This window comes from Burkholderia sp. MS455, from assembly GCF_016899445.1.
GTDB classification, from domain to species: Bacteria; Pseudomonadota; Gammaproteobacteria; order Burkholderiales; family Burkholderiaceae; genus Burkholderia; species Burkholderia pyrrocinia_C.
Map to the genome: position 1 here is coordinate 1973182 of NZ_CP041779.1, position 15534 is coordinate 1988715.

15 protein-coding genes are annotated in these 15534 nt (G+C 67.5%); 5 read left to right on the plus strand and 10 right to left on the minus strand.

The genetic code is table 11. The annotated features are described in order from the left end of the window. Nucleotide 1: 1 nt before the first annotated feature. Together FPJ27_RS28175 and FPJ27_RS28180 are read right to left on the minus strand one after the other, a co-directional pair. Nucleotides 2-997 carry a phosphotransferase gene (locus FPJ27_RS28175; RefSeq protein WP_204423463.1) on the minus strand — a complete coding sequence of 332 codons (996 nt, stop codon included), beginning with the start codon at nucleotides 995-997 and terminating at the stop codon, nucleotides 2-4. Next, entirely contained in the window at nucleotides 998-1747 is a 750-nt protein-coding gene (locus tag FPJ27_RS28180) for an FkbM family methyltransferase (RefSeq protein ID WP_072441316.1), read from the minus strand. A 104-nt stretch (nucleotides 1748-1851) separates the two neighbouring features. Here FPJ27_RS28180 and FPJ27_RS28185 point away from each other — a divergent pair, with 104 nt between their 5' ends. Then, nucleotides 1852-2016, plus strand: coding sequence for a hypothetical protein (locus FPJ27_RS28185; RefSeq protein WP_204423464.1), 165 nt, complete (start codon nucleotides 1852-1854; stop codon nucleotides 2014-2016). On the opposite strand, the gene FPJ27_RS28190 is transcribed toward FPJ27_RS28185, so the two are convergent. Both FPJ27_RS28190 and FPJ27_RS28195 read right to left on the minus strand, forming a co-directional pair. Further along, nucleotides 2001-3593 (minus strand): ABC-F family ATPase, encoded by a 1593-nt coding sequence (locus tag FPJ27_RS28190; protein WP_072441319.1) that lies wholly within the window; start codon nucleotides 3591-3593, stop codon nucleotides 2001-2003. The genes FPJ27_RS28185 and FPJ27_RS28190 overlap by 16 nt on opposite strands. 140 nt (nucleotides 3594-3733) lie before the next feature. After that, the gene (locus FPJ27_RS28195) at nucleotides 3734-6019 is read right to left on the minus strand and encodes an AsmA family protein (RefSeq protein WP_204423465.1); all 2286 of its coding nucleotides are present in this window, start codon (nucleotides 6017-6019) and stop codon (nucleotides 3734-3736) included. A gap of 152 nt (nucleotides 6020-6171) precedes the next feature. Between FPJ27_RS28195 and FPJ27_RS28200 the strand changes: the two genes are divergently transcribed. Together FPJ27_RS28200 and fetB are read left to right on the plus strand one after the other, a co-directional pair. Next, nucleotides 6172-6873, plus strand: a complete 702-nt coding sequence (locus FPJ27_RS28200; RefSeq protein ID WP_204423467.1) for an ATP-binding cassette domain-containing protein — start codon at nucleotides 6172-6174, stop codon at nucleotides 6871-6873. After that, nucleotides 6870-7673: an iron export ABC transporter permease subunit FetB gene (fetB, locus tag FPJ27_RS28205; RefSeq protein ID WP_034181315.1), complete on the plus strand. Its 804-nt coding sequence runs from the start codon at nucleotides 6870-6872 to the stop codon at nucleotides 7671-7673. Before FPJ27_RS28200 ends, fetB begins: the two co-directional genes overlap by 4 nt. Nucleotides 7674-7721: 48 nt before the next feature. On the opposite strand, the gene FPJ27_RS28210 is transcribed toward fetB, so the two are convergent. From FPJ27_RS28210 to FPJ27_RS28220, 3 genes are all read right to left on the minus strand, one after another. After that, a complete protein-coding gene (locus tag FPJ27_RS28210; protein ID WP_204423468.1) occupies nucleotides 7722-8195 on the minus strand; it encodes a PliI family lysozyme inhibitor of I-type lysozyme in 474 nt (157 codons plus the stop codon). A gap of 250 nt (nucleotides 8196-8445) precedes the next feature. After that, nucleotides 8446-8997, minus strand: a complete 552-nt coding sequence (locus FPJ27_RS28215) for a DUF6013 family protein (protein WP_204423469.1) — start codon at nucleotides 8995-8997, stop codon at nucleotides 8446-8448. 264 nt (nucleotides 8998-9261) lie between these two features. Beyond that, the gene (locus FPJ27_RS28220; RefSeq protein ID WP_072441331.1) at nucleotides 9262-10278 is read right to left on the minus strand and encodes a zinc-binding alcohol dehydrogenase family protein; all 1017 of its coding nucleotides are present in this window, start codon (nucleotides 10276-10278) and stop codon (nucleotides 9262-9264) included. A 123-nt stretch (nucleotides 10279-10401) separates the two neighbouring features. On the opposite strand from FPJ27_RS28220, the gene FPJ27_RS28225 reads away from it, so the two are divergent. Then, nucleotides 10402-11343, plus strand: a complete 942-nt coding sequence (locus FPJ27_RS28225) for a LysR family transcriptional regulator (RefSeq protein WP_072441333.1) — start codon at nucleotides 10402-10404, stop codon at nucleotides 11341-11343. A gap of 202 nt (nucleotides 11344-11545) precedes the next feature. Further along, nucleotides 11546-12391 carry a phosphoserine phosphatase SerB gene (serB, locus tag FPJ27_RS28230; protein WP_204423470.1) on the plus strand — a complete coding sequence of 282 codons (846 nt, stop codon included), beginning with the start codon at nucleotides 11546-11548 and terminating at the stop codon, nucleotides 12389-12391. Nucleotides 12392-12477: 86 nt separating this feature from the next. On the opposite strand, the gene FPJ27_RS28235 is transcribed toward serB, so the two are convergent. The 3 genes from FPJ27_RS28235 to bktB form a co-directional block, all read right to left on the minus strand. After that, entirely contained in the window at nucleotides 12478-13659 is a 1182-nt protein-coding gene (locus FPJ27_RS28235; RefSeq protein WP_204423471.1) for a cystathionine beta-lyase, read from the minus strand. A gap of 113 nt (nucleotides 13660-13772) precedes the next feature. Then, on the minus strand, nucleotides 13773-14315 hold the full coding sequence (locus FPJ27_RS28240) for a hypothetical protein (protein ID WP_204423472.1): 543 nt from the start codon (nucleotides 14313-14315) through the stop codon (nucleotides 13773-13775). An 18-nt stretch (nucleotides 14316-14333) separates the two neighbouring features. Further along, nucleotides 14334-15524, minus strand: a complete 1191-nt coding sequence (gene bktB, locus FPJ27_RS28245; RefSeq protein ID WP_204423474.1) for a beta-ketothiolase BktB — start codon at nucleotides 15522-15524, stop codon at nucleotides 14334-14336. Between the last annotated feature and the right edge of the window lie 10 nt (nucleotides 15525-15534).

Sequence of the window (15534 nt, forward strand, 5' to 3'; positions counted from 1 at the left end):
TTCAGCTTCCTGCTTCCATGCAACGGGAAAAGAAATCGACGAGACGGCCGCGCGCGTCCACCATCGCGGACGCCATCGTCACCGCCCCGTTCAGGTGCGCGGCGAAGCGCACGGGATCGTCGAGCCAGCCTTGCACGACCCACAGCTTGAGCGCGTGCTGCAGACACGCGGCATCGACGGCCCATGCGATGCGCGCGGGATCCACCGGCCGGACCCGCCGGTACGCGCGCACGAAGGCTTCCGCCAGGTGCGGCGCCTCCAGCGGCAGATGATTCAGGCAACGCACCAGCTCGTATTCGCGCGGCGCGCCGATCGACGCTTCCCAGTCGAGGATGAGCGGCGGCGTGCCCGCGTCCGTGAACAGGTAGTTGAACTGGTTGTAATCGTTGTGGATCGGGTGCTGCGGATCGTCGGCGGGAAACGCTTCGACGCTGCCCGGATGGTAGCGGTCGATCATGCGCAGCGCGAGTTCGACATAGCGGTGCAGGTTCGCGGCGCCGTCGTTCGAGCGCGCGCGATCCAGCGCGTCCAGCAGGCTGCGGCGCACCGCGTCCGCGTCGATCGCAGTCAGCCGCGCGCGGATCGTGTCGAGCGACGGCAGATGAAGCCGTTCGAGGCTCAAATGCAACGCCGCCAGACTCGCGCCGAGCGCATCCCATTCGGCAGGCGAAAACGTATCGTAGGTTCTGAACTGCCCCGCTACCCAGTGCGTCAGCATCGCGCGCGCGCCGGTGCCCGTCCACAGCGGTTCGCCGGCCGTCGTGCGTTTCAGCGTCTGGACACGGAAGCGGACATCGCCATGCGTCTCGAAATGCGCGAGGACGGCGGCTTCCTTGGCCGCGCGCGCATGATGCTCCGGCGCATAGAGCTTGACCGCCACGCCGCCGTCGTCGATCGGCAGGTGCCATACGCGTTCGCCGACCTGCCGCGGCGGCCCGCTTTGGCCGAGCGCATAGGCGTCGCGGATTTCGTCGAAGGTGACGGCAGGCTGGTCCATTCAGATGTGCTCGGCCGGCCCGTGCCGATATGGATGGCCGCTCAGGAACGTGTTGTGCCCGACGTAGCGCAGCTTGTACATCGCCGGGCGGAACAGCACCGATGGAGCGTTGTTCGCGATGCCGAGCAGCGGGTACAGGTCCTGCCGCACGAAGAATGCGTTGTTGCCCATGTCGTCGCAGCAGACGAGCTCATAGCCCTTCTGCCTGCCGAGATGAACGAGCGATTCGAGGCTCGCGCCGTAATAGGTCGATCCATCCCATTCGTGGTCCGGATTGAAGCACATGACCCAGCGTTCGGGCGGCGTGTAGTACGGGTTGTATTCGATCACCACGATGCGCGGCTGAAACGCTTGCAGGCCGCGCCACACCCAGTAGTCGTTGCCGTCGATATCGATCGACAGCAGGTCGAAGTCGGCGGGCACGTTCGCATCGGCGAGCAACAGGTCGACCGTGTCGGGCTGGACGCGGTCGTGGTGCAAACGCACGCGCTCCGCGCCCGCGTATTGGGCGGCAAGCTTGCCGAACCGGTACGCGCTGCCTTCCACCAGCACGCCAGCCCAGTCCTGTTCGCGCAGCAGCCGCGCGGTGTTGCTGTTGCGCAGGCCGTCGCTCGCGCCGATATCGACGCAGAAGCGATTCGTAGGCGCGATCCGCTCCATCAGCCGCGCGAGGATGCTTTCCTCGGTGCCCTGCGCGTACAGGCTTGGCGCAAGGCCGGACAGGTCGAGCGGCAGAGGATGGTCCTGCATCGAGGGGCGGCTCCGGGTCGGGGGTGGGGGGGTGGGGAATGGGGATTGGCGTTCGGAGTGTAATTTACCCGAAGTCGATTGATCGGAGGAAACTGGAATGCACGATGCTGTCCGGCTTTGCCGGCGGCGGAAATGAAAAAGCCCGCATCGACAATGCTGTCGATACGGGCCTGATGCGTTTTTGGCGGTTTCCCTCCATGCGCCGCGCTTCCTGCTGTCTAACCACGGCACATGAACGGAAGCGTCAGGACAATTACTCCTGCCCCTGACTCGTCAGGAACTCCTCGTAATTCCCACCGAAGTCGAACAGCGTACCGTCCGTGCGCACTTCGATGATCCGGTTCGCCAGCCCGCTCACGAATTCGCGGTCGTGCGACACGAAGATCAGCGTGCCTTCGAACTGCTCGAGCGCGATCTGCAGCGACTCGATCGATTCCATGTCCATGTGGTTGGTCGGCTCGTCCATCAGCAGCACGTTGTGGCGGCCGAGCATCAGCTTGCCCCAGATCATGCGGCCCTTCTCGCCGCCCGACAGCACCTTCACCGACTTCTTGATGTCGTCCGACGAGAACAGCAGGCGGCCGAGCGTGCCGCGCACCATCGTTTCGTCGTCGCCGTCCTTGCGGTACTGGTCGATCCAGTCCATCAGCGTGATGTCGTTCGGGAACTCCTCGTACGTGTCCTGCGGCATGTAGCCGACATTCGCGTTCTCGGACCACTTCACCGTACCGTGATCGAGCTCGAGCGCGCCGAGCAGCGAACGCAGCAGCGTCGTCTTGCCCGCGCCGTTCTCGCCGATGATCGCGATCCGCTCGCCCGGCTGCACCGACAGGTTGAAGTTCTGGAAGATCGTGCGCTCGTACTTCTTCGTGATGTCTTCGGCAACCACCGCGACGTTGTGCAGCTTCTTCTCGAACTCGAAGCGGATGAACGGGTTCTGGCGCGACGACGGCTTGAATTCCTCGATCTTGATCTTGTCGATCTGCTTCGCGCGGCTCGTTGCCTGGCGGGCCTTCGACTTGTTCGCCGAGAAGCGGCGCACGAAGTCCTGCAGTTCGGCCACGCGCTCCTTCGCGCGCGCGTTCGCCGCGGCCTGACGCTCGCGCGCCTGTGCCGATGCCAGCATGTAGTCGTCGTAGTTGCCCGGCCAGACCTTCAGCGTGCCGTAGTCCATGTCGGCCATGTGCGTGCACACCGAGTTCAGGAAGTGACGATCGTGCGAGATGATGATCATCGTCGAGTTGTACTCGTTGAGCGTGTGCTCGAGCCAACGGATCGAGTTGATGTCGAGGTTGTTGGTCGGCTCGTCGAGCAGCAGCACGTCGGGCTTCGAGAACAGCGCCTGCGCGAGCAGCACGCGCAGCTTCCAGCCCGGCGCGACGTCGCTCATCGTGCCGTTGTGGAACTTCTCCTCGATGCCGATGCCGAGCAGCAGCGCGCCCGCGCGCGCCTCGGCGTCGTAGCCGCCGTATTCGGCGAACTTGCCCTCGAGCTCGGCCGCGTGCATGTAGTCGTCGTCGGTGGCTTCCGGGTTCGCGTAGATCGCGTCACGCTCGGTCATCGCGGCCCACATCTCGGTGTGGCCCATCATCACGACGTCGAGCACGCGCACGTCTTCGTACGCGAACTGGTCCTGGCGCAGCTTGCCGAGACGCACGTTCGGCTCCAGCGCGACGTTGCCGGCGCTCGGCTCGAGGTCGCTGCCGAGGATCTTCATGAAGGTCGACTTGCCACAGCCGTTCGCGCCGATCAGACCATAGCGGTTGCCCTCGCCGAATTTGACCGAGATATTCTCGAACAAGGGCTTCGGCCCGAATTGCATCGTGATGTTGGCAGTAGAAAGCACGGCAGGTCCCGTAAGAGAGAAATCGACGGAAAACCGTGTATTTTAGCAGGTGTCGGAGAAACTGCCGACCGCACTGTTCCGGCCCCGCCAGCCGGGCCGCCACGTGCGGCGCCGGCGCCCGCGTCCGCATCAGGCCAATGTCACTTGCCGGCCTTCGCCGCCTCCTTCTGCGCTGCCTTCTCCTTCATCTGCCCGAACAGCTGCGAGCACGGCACGTCCTTGTTGTTGCTCGGCGCGATCAACGGAATCAGCGCCGCGAACGGGTTGATCAGGCCGAGCCCGATCATCGCGCCGGCACGCAGCGCGAGCGCACCCGCATCGACGCCGACGTCCGGGTTCTTGAACGTGCCCTTCGCGTACAGCGGCGAGCGCAGCGAGAAGATACGGAAACCCTTCGTGTGCGGATGGATCTTCAAGTCGAGCGTTTCGTCGCGCAGGCTGATCGGGCCGTCGACGTTGATCAGCGCGTCGTCGGTATCGAGCGCGAACACCTTCGGGTCGAGGATCCCGTTGGTCGCGACGAAGTCGATCGCCGCGCAATTGATGTTCACGTCGCGATTGCCGAACAGCTTCTCGTAGACGACGTTCGCGACGTTCAGCCCCGCGGCTTCCATCAGCAGGCGGCTGATACGGCCGTCGGTGATGAGCGCCTTCACTTCGCCGGTCGACGTCGCAGCCAGTGCGGCCGGCGAGTTGCCGGTCGCCGACAGCGACGCGTCACCGTTGATCTCGCCGAGCGCCGACTGCATCACCTTCTGCGTCGGGAACAACTGCTTGAGCTTCAGGTGCCGCGCGGCCACCGTGAAGCGGCCCTTCAGCGGCGCGCCGCTGCCGTCGAGATGCGCGGTCGTCGCGAGCGTGCCGCCCGCGACGCCGAACTGCAGCGGTTCGAGCGACAGCACGCCGTCCTGCATCACGATGTGCGTGTACAGGTTGGTGATCGGCAGGTTCGCGCTCTTGATCAGCTTGCGGCCGGTGAACTTCACGTCCGCGTCAAGCGCGCGCCAGCGGTCGGTACGGAACGTCTCGACCGGCAGCACGCGGCCCGGCGGCTGGCGCGTCGTGTCGCCGCGTTTCGCCTTGCTCGCGGCCGTGTCCGCGCCGATCACCGGCGCGAGATCGGAGAACTGCAGCAGGTTCGACACGAGTTCGCCCGACAGCTTCGGTCGCGGCTCGCGCTGCTCGTACAACAGCGTGCCGCCGAGATCGCTGCCGCCGACGCGGCCGTTGAAGTTCTCGTAGCGGAACGTGCTCGCGCGCCGCTTGAAGTTGCCGATCAGCCGCCCCTCGGTCGCATAAGGCGGCGTGTCGGGCAGCGTGATGCCGGTGAGCTGATAGAGGTGCGACATCGACGTACCCTGCAGCCACAGGCGCAGGTCGAGCGCCGCGAGATTCCGCGGGTCGGTCAGCGTGCCGACGATCGCGAGCCGCGTGTCGCCGGCCTTCACGTCGGCCTGCAGCGGGAACGGCCGCGACGTGTCCTCGACCGCGAGCACGCCGCCGAGCTTGCCGGTGCCGCTGATCGGCACGTTCTTGTAGCGGCCGTCGACCTTCAGCCCGAACGCATAGGTCGGGCCGGACGGCTTCGCGGGTGCCGCGGTGCCGCTTGCACCGGATGCGGCGGACGCACCGGACGCGGGAGCTGCCGACGACGCAGGCGCAGGCGCAACCGCAGACGCTGCCGCAACCGCCATGGACGACGACGCCCCCGCAGCCTGCGCCGCCGACGCGCTCGACGCGGCTTCCGCGTTCGCCTTCGCGCTCAGTTGCGCGGCGCCGTGCTTGCCGACACGCTGCGCGGACGCCGCGCGCGACGTCTGCTCCTGTTCCTTCAGCACGTCGCCGAGCGGAATCGGCTGCCCGAGCGTATCGATCGCGACGCTCAGGTCGGCCTTCGTGATCGCGTCGCGATACGTGACGGTGCCCTTCGCGAAGCCAAAGCTGTCGAGCCGTACCTTCCACGGCGACGGCTGCGCCGATTGCTTGAACTGTAAGGTCCACGTGTTGCGGCCGTCGGCGAGCCGCTCGAGGTCGACGGCGGGATTCACGACGTCGATCGACGGAATGACGATTTCATGCGCGAGCAACGGCAGGATCGCGAGATCGAAGTGCGCGGCATCGAGCGTGACGAATTTGGGCGCCTTCGCCCAGTCTGGGTTGCCGATCTCGAGCTGCGTGGCCGAAAAGCTCGGCCAGGGCACCCAGGCGCGCCAGCCGGTCTCGCCGTCGGGGCGACGCCAGCCGACCTTCAGGTCGCCGTTGATCGCGAACGAGCGGCCGAGCGCGGCACTCACCTGTTCGTTGACCCACGGTTTCGCGCGGTTCCAGTCGAATGTGAAGAGAAAGACGCCGGCCGCCGCGATGAGCACCGCGACGATACCGACGATCCATGCAGCCGATTTGCCGATGGCTCGGGTTAGCGTCATGGCGGTTCCGTTGTTGTTCTGACATGTTGCCGCACCATGCCGGGCCGCTTGCGTGGACGAACGGCGCACGACACTCGCGGCTTTTCAATCGGTATTATGACGCACGGCACGGCGACCTTTCGGCGCCATTAACGCTTTTTTTCATTTGTGACATGACAGCCCCCACCGGCCTCATCGAGGCGCAGCGCATCACGCGGCGCGACGCCAGCAGCGGCAAGACCCTGCTCGCCCCGACCGATTTCAGCCTCGCAGCGGGATCGCGAATTGCTGTCACGGGACCGTCCGGGTCGGGCAAGAGCGTGCTGCTGCGCGCGCTCGCGCTGCTCGATCCGCTCGACGGCGGCCACATCCTGTGGCGCGGCCGCCGGATCCGGCGCAGCGCGATCCCGCGCTACCGGCGCAGCGTCGCATATGTGCGCCAGCGCCCCGCGCAGATGGACGGCACCGTCGAATCGCAATTGCGCTATCCGTATTCGCTGGCGATCTATCGCGACGTCGCGTTCGATCGCACGCGCGCCGAAACGCTCGCCGCACGTGCCGGCCGCGGCCCCGACTTTCTCGACAAGCGCGCGAGCGACCTGTCGGGCGGCGAAGCGCAGATCGCCGCGCTGCTGCGCGTACTGCAGCTCGCCCCCGACGTGCTGCTGCTCGACGAGCCGACCTCCGCGCTCGATCCCGAATCGGCGCGCGCGATCGAAGCGCTCGTCGGTGCGTGGTTCGACGCGGCGCCCGACGCTCGCGCGTATATGTGGATCTCGCACGATCCGGCCCAGGCCGAACGGATCGGCACGACGCGGCTCGTGATGCAGGCCGGCGTGCTGCACGCTGCAAACCAGATGGAGGCTGCGCGATGAGCCCGGCACTGCAGGACCTGAGCCTCGTCGACGTCGGCATCGCCGCCGCGCTCGTCGCAATCAACGGCGCGATCTCGGCGGCGCTGTCGCTCGGCCTCGGCCGCAAGCTCGCGCTCGCGGCCGTGCGCACCGTCGTGCAGTTGCTCGCGATCGGCTATGTGCTCGGCTGGGTGTTCGGCCATCCGCACTGGTATGTCGTGCTGCCGCTCACCGCGCTGATGACGCTGATCGCCGGTTTCGCCGGCGCGGGACGCGGCAAGCGCACGTACCGCGGCCAGCGCATCGACAGCATCGCGTCGATCTGGTTCAGCAGCTGGTTCGTCGCGGCGGTCGGCCTGTTCGTCGTGATCCGCATCCATCCGTGGTACGCGCCGCAATACGCGATTCCGATCCTCGGGATGATTCTCGGCAATACGCTGACGGGCGTGTCGCTCGGCGTCGAGCGGATGATGGAAGAGCTCACCGCACGCCGCGACCGCGTCGAGACCGCGCTCGCGCTCGGCGCGACGCGCTGGGAAGCCGCGCAGGACGCCGCGCGCCAGGCCGTGCGCGCGGGCATGCTGCCGACGCTGAACCAGATGGCCGTCGTCGGCGTCGTGAGCCTGCCGGGGATGATGACGGGCCAGGTGCTGGCCGGCCAGTCGCCGCTGCAGGCCGTGCGCTACCAGATCGTGATCATGTTCCTGATCGCCGCGGCGTCCGCGCTCGGCACCGTCGGCGCGGTGCTGATGACCTATCGCCGGCTGTTCTCGGCCGATCACCGCTTTCTCGCAGCGCGGCTCGAAGAGCGTGCGCACTGACACGCGGCGGCGCCGCGCGATGCGTACGCGCGCTGCGCGACCAGCGCGTCAGCGCGCGACGCGGCGCTTGCCGATCGCCTGCCGCAACGCGGCCGCGATGTCCGCGTCGGGCGCGAGCCCGTCGACCGACGCGACGAGCCGTACCGCACGCGGTGTCGTCACATAGGCCTGCGCACCGACATAACCGCCGCTGCCGGCCGAGCGCGTCGTCACGACGAGCGCCTGCGGCGCGCGTGCGCCGAGGTCGGCCGTGAACGCATCGGTGACCGTGCCATCGCGCGCATGCAGCGCCCCCGTCACGTAGTCGTCCGTATCGAAGCCGGGTGCGGCATGCGCGGTCGAATACACGCGCACCGCATAGCTGCCGGTCGAGCACGGTTCGAGTGCGCCGCTCGACACGACCGCCACCTGCTGCCGCGCCGGCAGCTCGACCTTCTTCACGAAACTGCAATCGTCGGCCGCCTGCGCGTGCGCGGAGACGAACGCAGCGGCCGACAACACCATGCACATTCGGAATTTCATCGGGATATCGTTACAGGAAGGTGATGATGTGGCGGAGCATAACGTGACATCCGCATGACGTCACGCAGGTTGGCACGCTGAGCGGACGCGCGGCAAACAGTTGCAATGCCGTTGCCGCGGCAACATAGCGCGAAGCAGGTCGCGGGAAAGCATCGTGACGGCGACACGAAACGTTCACGTGCCGCCCTGCTCGTCCCGCCAGTCGAATCCGTTGCGCGCGCACCGGACGAAACGCCGGCCCGCGCGCTGCTCACCGCTTGATCGACACCGTCACCTTCGTGCCGTCGCTCATCGTCACGGACTTCGAACCGCCGTTGGTCGGAATCGACACCCACTTCACCTGGCTCACCGACACGACGTCCGGGCACTGCAGCGACTTGCCGCCGGCCGTCACGGTGCGCGTGCCCTTCGGCGCGGCCGCCTGGAAGCTCATCTGCACGTTCGCGGTCCCCTTCGCATCGACCGACGGCGCCAGCCGCACCTGGGTCTGGCGCACCATCGCGCCGTTCGCGTCGCGCGGCAGGTTGTCCGCGTTCGGGCAGCCGTCCGGCAACGCGACCGCGCCGCTCGGCGGCACCGACTTCCAGTTGAAGTCGTCCGTTTCGCCCGAGCGGATCTTGCGGGTCTCCTGCGTATTGCCGAAGGTCTTCGAGTCGACCTTGACGGTGTATTCGAGCTGTCCCGTACCGCCGCCCTTCAGGCTGCCCTTGACCGGCGGCGCCGCGAATACGCTCGCGCTGACGCACGCCGCCGCGAACACGGCCGACCACGATGCGGCGACTGACAAGCTGCGTTGGCTCATGCTGACCTCCTTGTAATGCGGCGGCACGCGCGTGCCGCGCGGTTTTCGATGCATGATGCGTTGCCAGTCTACCGCCAAGCGGCATGCAATGCGCCGCAAACGCATCGGGTGTTACCCCGCTTGCGTTCGCGGCGTTGCAACCTTACGCGCGCTGCCGGCTCTCGAGAAAACGCCGGGCCACCGCAGGCTTTCCGCCCCGAAGGAAGTCACAGTGGGGGATGCCTCCTCGAAGGGCCTCGCACGACGCGACGGGTTTGCAGGCGCTCAGAAGCCGCTCAGCACGAGCTTGCCGATCGTGCGCCCGGCTTCGAGCAACTGGTGCGCGCGCCGCACGTTCGCCGCATTGATCGCGCCGAGCTGTTCGCCGAGCGTCGTGCGCAGCGCGCCGCCGTCGACGAGCCGCGCGACTTCGCCGAGGATCCGGTGCTGCTCGATCATGTCCGGCGTCTCGAACATCGCGCGCGTGAACATGAACTCCCAGTGAAACGCGGCGCTCTTCGCCTTCAGCAGTTCGACCGGCACCGGCTTCCCGTTCTCGACGATCGTGCAAATGCCGCCCTGCGGCCGGATTACTTCCGCCGCGGCGGGGAAATGGCGGTCCGTGTCGTTGAAGATCAGCACGTAGTCGACATTCGGATGCCCGGCTTCGCGCAACTGTGCAGGCAGGTCGCCGAAATGGTCGACCACCGCATCCGCGCCGAGCGAGCGCACCCATTCGGCCGACGCCGGCCGCGACGCGGTCGCGATCACGTGCAGCTTGCCGAGCACCTTCGCGAGCTGGATCGCGATCGAGCCCACGCCGCCCGCGCCGCCGATGATCAGCACCGACTTGCCGGCGTCCGCGCCCTGCGGCGACACGCGCAGCCGGTCGAACAGCGCTTCCCATGCGGTCAGCGCAGTGAGCGGCAGTGCCGCGGCCGCGGCGAAGTCGAGCGTGCGCGGCTTCAACGCGGCGATCCGTTCGTCGACCGCATGGAATTCGCTGTTCGCGCCGGGTCGCGTGATGCTGCCCGCGTAGAACACTTCGTCGCCGGGCCGGAACAGCGTGACGTCCGCGCCGACCGCGACGACCGTACCGGCGGCATCCCAGCCGAGCACGCGCGGCGTGTCCTCGACCTGCGACTTCGGCGCGCGCACCTTGGTGTCCACCGGGTTCACGGAAATCGACTCGACCTTCACGAGCAGGTCGCGCGGGCCCGGCACGGGCTGCGGCAGCTCCACGTCGAGCAAGGCCTGCGGGTCGTCGATCGGCAGATAGCGGGTCAGTCCAACGGCTTTCATCACGAAACTCCTTTCAGGGAAACGGGCGGGCCGCGGCGCAGCCCCATGAACGTCATCGTAGGCAACCCGATCATTCGAGAAAACAGCTATATTTCCTGAAACATTTTCAGGAATTTCAGAATAATGGCGTCCGATCCGATTCCGGCACCCGACAAGCCGCTCGACCTGCTCGACGTCGCGCTGTTCGTGCGCGCGGCGCTGCTCGCGAACGTCACCGCGGCCGGGCGCGAATTCGGCGTGTCGGCCGCGGTCGCGAGTGCGCGCATCGCGCAGCTCGAGCGCCAGCTCGGCGCGCGGCTGCTGCACCGCACCACGCGCCGCATCAGCCTCACGCAGGACGGTGAGGTCTTCATGGCGCGCGCCGACGCGCTGCTGTCGGCCGCCGACGCCGCGCGCGCGTCGGTCGGCCGCGGCCGCAGCGAGCCGTACGGGCGGCTGAAGGTATCGATGTCGTCGTCGTTCGGCCGCCAGCATGTCGCTCCGGTGATTCCCGCGTTCCTGCGCCGCTATCCGTCGGTGTCGCTCGACCTGCGGCTGTCCGACGAGATCGTCGATCTCGTCGACGACGGCTACGACGTCGCGATCCGCCTCGGCGCGCTGAAGGATTCGACGCTCGTCGCGCGCAAGCTCGCGGTGAACCGCCGCGTGCTGTGCTGCTCGCCCGCGTATCTCGCCGAACGCGGCACGCCGCGCCATCCGGCCGACCTCGCGCAGCACGAGTGCGTGATCCTCGGCAACCAGCGCGACTGGTCGTTCGCGACGCCGCAAGGCCCGCTGACCGTGCGGGTCGCCGGCCGGCTCGTCGCCAGCAACGGCGAGGCGATCCGCGAAGCGCTCGTCGACGGCTTCGGGATCGCGATCAAGTCGACCTGGGACGTCGGCCCGCTGCTCGCGAGCGGCGCGCTCGTCACGGTGCTCGACGACTATCCGTTCGCCGACGACGTCGCGATCTGGGCCGTCTATCCGAGCCGCGCACACGTGCCGCTGAAGACGCTCGCGCTCATCTCCTTTCTGGCCGAACATTTCGGCGATCCGCCGTACTGGGATCGCGTGGACGGGCAATAAGCGTTGACGTTCGGCCCGCGCGGCGGGCGTGCCGTTGCGAGTCCGGCCTCAGGATTCGTACCTGCCGCGATCGCCCGGCCCGGCCAACCGGCTACAATGGCGCGTTCGCGACGCCATGGCCCGCAGCCGAACGGGGCCCGCGTCCGCAGGCGGCCGTCCGTTGGCCGCGCATGCATTTCATTCGCCTCGCAACCATCCCGCCATGACCCACAACCTCGTCATCCAGAGTCTTGCGCCGCTGTCGGACGCCCATCACAAACCGCTGCTCGCGCTGTCGCGCGGCACCCGCATCGTGCAGACCGACGATCACGCGCTGCGCATCGAAAACGCGAACCCGGCGCAGCGCCTCGACATCGACGCGTACTGCGGCACGCACGCACTCGACTTCGCGTTCGTCGAGGCAGGCCGCACGCTCGGCGATTTCGGGCTCGTCGTGATGGACATGGATTCGACGCTGATCACGATCGAATGCATCGACGAAATCGCCGATTTCTGCGGGCTCAAGACGCAGGTCGCCGAGATCACCGAAGCGTCGATGCGCGGCGAGATCCGCGACTTCAACGAAAGCCTCACGCGCCGCGTCGCGCTGCTGGCCGGGCTCGATGCGCAGGCGCTCGAGCGCGTATACGAGGAACGGCTGCAACTGTCGCCGGGCGCCGAGACGATGCTTGCCGGCGTGAAAGCCGCCGGCATGAAGACCCTGCTCGTGTCGGGCGGCTTCACGTTCTTCACCGAGCGGCTGAAGGCACGCCTCAGCCTCGACTACGCGCATGCGAACACGCTCGAGATCGTCGACGGCAAGCTGACCGGCAAGGTGCTCGGCGAGATCGTCAACGCCGACGTGAAGGCACGCCTGCTGCGCGACACGTGCGCGTCGCTCGGCCTCGAGCCGAACCGCGCGATCGCGATGGGCGACGGGTCGAACGACCTGAAGATGATGGCCGAAGCCGGCCTGTCGGTCGCGTTCCACGCGAAGCCCGTCGTGCGCGACGCGGCGACGGTCGCGTTCGATCATGTCGGCCTCGACGGGCTGCTGCGGTTGTTCTGATCCCGCGCGACCTCGAATGAAAAACGCCGGCGCGATGTTGCATCGCGCCGGCGTTTCGTTTTTCGCGGGGCGTTATCGGCCTGCGATCAGCCGAGTGCGGCCTGCATCGCGCGCTCGATGTCCGCGCGCAGGTCGGCTTCGTCCTCGAGACCGACATAGAAACGCACCAGCGTGCCGCGATGCGGCCAGTCCGGGCGCATCGACGCGACGTCGTAAGGCATCGCGAGGCTGCACGCGCCGCCCCAGCTCCAGCCGATCGCGAACAGTTCGAGCGACTCGACGAAACGGTCGATCTGCTCCGCGCTGTAGCGATCGTCGAACACCACCGAGAACAGCCCGCCCGCGCCCGTGAAGTCACGCATGAACGACGTATGCCCGGGGCAGTCGGCGATCTGCGGGTGCAGCACCGAAGCAATCTCCGGCCGCGTCTTCAGCCATTGCGCGAGCGCGAGCGCGCTCTTGCTGTGCGCGTCGAAACGCACCTGCATGCTCGGCAGGCTGCGCAGCACGAGCGAACAATCGTCGACGGACACGCCGATCCCGCAGCGCATCCGCGCGAGCTTCAGCTTCGCGTGCAGTTCGGCGTCCGCGGTGATCGTCGCGCCCATCAGCACATCGCTGCCGCCCGACTGATACTTGGTCAGCGCCTGCACCGAGATGTCGACGCCGTGCTCGAACGGCTTGAATGCGAGCCCGGCCGAATAGGTGTTGTCGATCGCGGTGACGATGCCGCGCGCCTTCGCGGCCGCCGCGATCGCCTGCACGTCGGGCACTTCCATCGTCACCGAGCCGGGTGCCTCGATCCAGATCAGCCGCGTGTTCGGCTGGATCAGCTCGGCGATGCCCGCGCCGACGAGCGGATCGTAGAAGCGCACGGCGATGCCGAAATCCTTCGCGAGCCAGTTGCCGAAATCGGCGTTCGGCCCGTACACGTTGTGCGGAATCAGCACGTCGTCGCCGGCTTTCACGATCCCGAAATAGACGTTCATGATCGCCGCGAGGCCCGACGGCTGCAGCAGCGCGTGCGTGCCGCCCTCGATCTCGGCGAGCCGCTGCGCGAGCGCGAGCGACGTCGGCGTCGCATGCAGCCCGTAGCGCCACTGGTTGTCGTTGTGCCAGACGAGCGCGCGCATCGTCGCGAGATCGGGGAACACGACCGTCGATGCGCGCGCGACCGGCGGCACGAACGAACGGAAGCCTTCCGGAATGACGTCGTCGGGTTGAACGATGCGGGTTTGCAGCGCGCGCTTGGGAGTGGATGCAGTCATGACAGGAAGCCGGGCACAAGGCCGTTCGGTTGCGGAATATGTCGCTAGATTAGCCAAAATCGGCGCATTTGGCCCGGTACAATGCGCGCCGCGCACACCGAGCCAGCGCGGGCTCAGTCGTCGGTGCGCAGATTGACGACCGAGCCCACCGTCTCGATTTCCTGCACGCGGCCGTCGCGCACCTGCAGCGCCGCGCGCTTGCCCGGCGCCAGGCGCAGCACGACGGGCTGCGGGTCCGATTCGTCCGAATTCATCCGGTCGGCCTTCAGATCGCCCGTCGCGTCGAAGCGGCCGATCCATACGCCGGAGATGTTCGTGCCGTCGTTCGATTCCTCGATCTCGAGCGTATCGCCATCGCGATCGCCCGCGAGCAGGACCACCTCGCCCGTATCGGCGAACTGGTATTCGCCGTGCACGCCTTCCTCATCCGTCTTCGGGCCGAGATGCACGACGATCGGCCGGTCGCCGAGCGTGCCTTCGTAGCGAGGCAGCCGGGCGAATTCGGGATTCGGCCGCAGCGGCCGCGCGGGTGCCGCCTCATCCTGTTGCGCGCCCGGCGCGACGGCCTGCGCCCCGACCGCGCCCGGCAGCGCGATGCCCGCCGCCAGCGCGCATGCGACGACAAGCGCCCGTTGCCATTCCGAATATCGACCCACCTTGCGTTGCTCCTTGCTTCAGATTCGCTCGAAAATCGCGGCGATGCCCTGCCCGCCGCCGATGCACATCGTCACGAGCGCGTATCGGCCGCCGATGCGCTGCAACTCGTACAGCGCCTTGACGGTGATCAGCGCGCCCGTCGCGCCGATCGGGTGGCCGAGCGAAATGCCGGACCCGTTCGGATTCACCTTTGCCGGGTCGAGACCCAGTTCCTTCGTCACCGCGCATGCCTGCGCGGCGAATGCCTCGTTCGCCTCGATCACGTCGAGATCGGCAACCGTGAGCCCCGCGCGCTCGAGCACCTTTTGCGTGGCCGGCACGGGACCGATCCCCATGTAGGCCGGATCGACGCCCGCATGCGCATACGCGACGAGGCGCGCGAGCGGCTTTGCGCCGCGCTTCTCGGCAACGCTGCGCTCCATCAGCAGCACCGCGGCGGCCGCGTCGTTGATGCCCGACGCGTTGCCGGCCGTCACCGTGCCGTTCTCCTTCACGAACACGGGGCGCAGCTTCGAGAAATCGTCCAGGCTCGCGTCGTGGCGCACGTGCTCGTCGCGATCGAACACGACCGGCGTGCCCTTCCTCGAGCCGATCAGCTCGACCGGTAGGATCTGCTCCCTGAAGTAGCCGGCCTTCGCCGCGTGCGACGCGCGACGGTGCGATTCGAGCGCGAGCGCGTCCTGCGCGTCGCGCGAAATGCCGTACTTCGCGGCGACGTTCTCGGCCGTCACGCCCATGTGGATCGTCTGGAACGGATCGCTCAGCGCGCCGACCATCATGTCGACCGCGCGCATGTCGCCCATGCGCTGCCCGAAGCGCGCGGCCGGGATCGCGTATGGCGCGCGGCTCATGTTCTCCGCGCCGCCCGCGATCGCGATGTCCGCATCGCCGAGCAGCACGCCCTGCGCCGCCGACACGATCGCCTGCAGCCCCGAACCGCACAGCCGGTTGACCGTGAGCGCCGGCGCATGCTGCGCGACGCCGCCATTGATCGCGGCGACGCGTGCGAGGTACATGTCCTTCGGCTCCGTGTGCACCACGTTGCCGAACACCACGTGGCCGACCTCGTCGCCCGACACCTGCGCACGCCGCAACACTTCGCGCACGACCTGTGCGCCGAGCTCGGTCGGCGCGATGTCCTTCAGGCCGCCGCCGAAATCGCCGATCGCGGTACGCACGCCGCTCACCACCACCACTTCACGTTGCATGTTGCCTCCT

Excerpts from the sequence above, each read along its gene's own strand:
- FPJ27_RS28175 (WP_204423463.1), bottom strand. The coding sequence starts at position 997 with ATGGACCAGCCTGCCGTCACCTTCGACGAAATCCGCGACGCCTATGCG.
- FPJ27_RS28180 (WP_072441316.1), bottom strand. The coding sequence starts at position 1,747 with ATGCAGGACCATCCTCTGCCGCTCGACCTGTCCGGCCTTGCGCCAAGC.
- FPJ27_RS28185 (WP_204423464.1), top strand. The coding sequence starts at position 1,852 with ATGCTGTCCGGCTTTGCCGGCGGCGGAAATGAAAAAGCCCGCATCGAC.
- FPJ27_RS28195 (WP_204423465.1), bottom strand. The coding sequence starts at position 6,019 with ATGACGCTAACCCGAGCCATCGGCAAATCGGCTGCATGGATCGTCGGT.
- FPJ27_RS28200 (WP_204423467.1), top strand. The coding sequence starts at position 6,172 with ATGACAGCCCCCACCGGCCTCATCGAGGCGCAGCGCATCACGCGGCGC.
- fetB (WP_034181315.1), top strand. The coding sequence starts at position 6,870 with ATGAGCCCGGCACTGCAGGACCTGAGCCTCGTCGACGTCGGCATCGCC.
- FPJ27_RS28210 (WP_204423468.1), bottom strand. The coding sequence starts at position 8,195 with ATGAAATTCCGAATGTGCATGGTGTTGTCGGCCGCTGCGTTCGTCTCC.
- FPJ27_RS28215 (WP_204423469.1), bottom strand. The coding sequence starts at position 8,997 with ATGAGCCAACGCAGCTTGTCAGTCGCCGCATCGTGGTCGGCCGTGTTC.
- FPJ27_RS28220 (WP_072441331.1), bottom strand. The coding sequence starts at position 10,278 with ATGAAAGCCGTTGGACTGACCCGCTATCTGCCGATCGACGACCCGCAG.
- FPJ27_RS28225 (WP_072441333.1), top strand. The coding sequence starts at position 10,402 with ATGGCGTCCGATCCGATTCCGGCACCCGACAAGCCGCTCGACCTGCTC.
- serB (WP_204423470.1), top strand. The coding sequence starts at position 11,546 with ATGACCCACAACCTCGTCATCCAGAGTCTTGCGCCGCTGTCGGACGCC.
- FPJ27_RS28235 (WP_204423471.1), bottom strand. The coding sequence starts at position 13,659 with ATGACTGCATCCACTCCCAAGCGCGCGCTGCAAACCCGCATCGTTCAA.
- bktB (WP_204423474.1), bottom strand. The coding sequence starts at position 15,524 with ATGCAACGTGAAGTGGTGGTGGTGAGCGGCGTGCGTACCGCGATCGGC.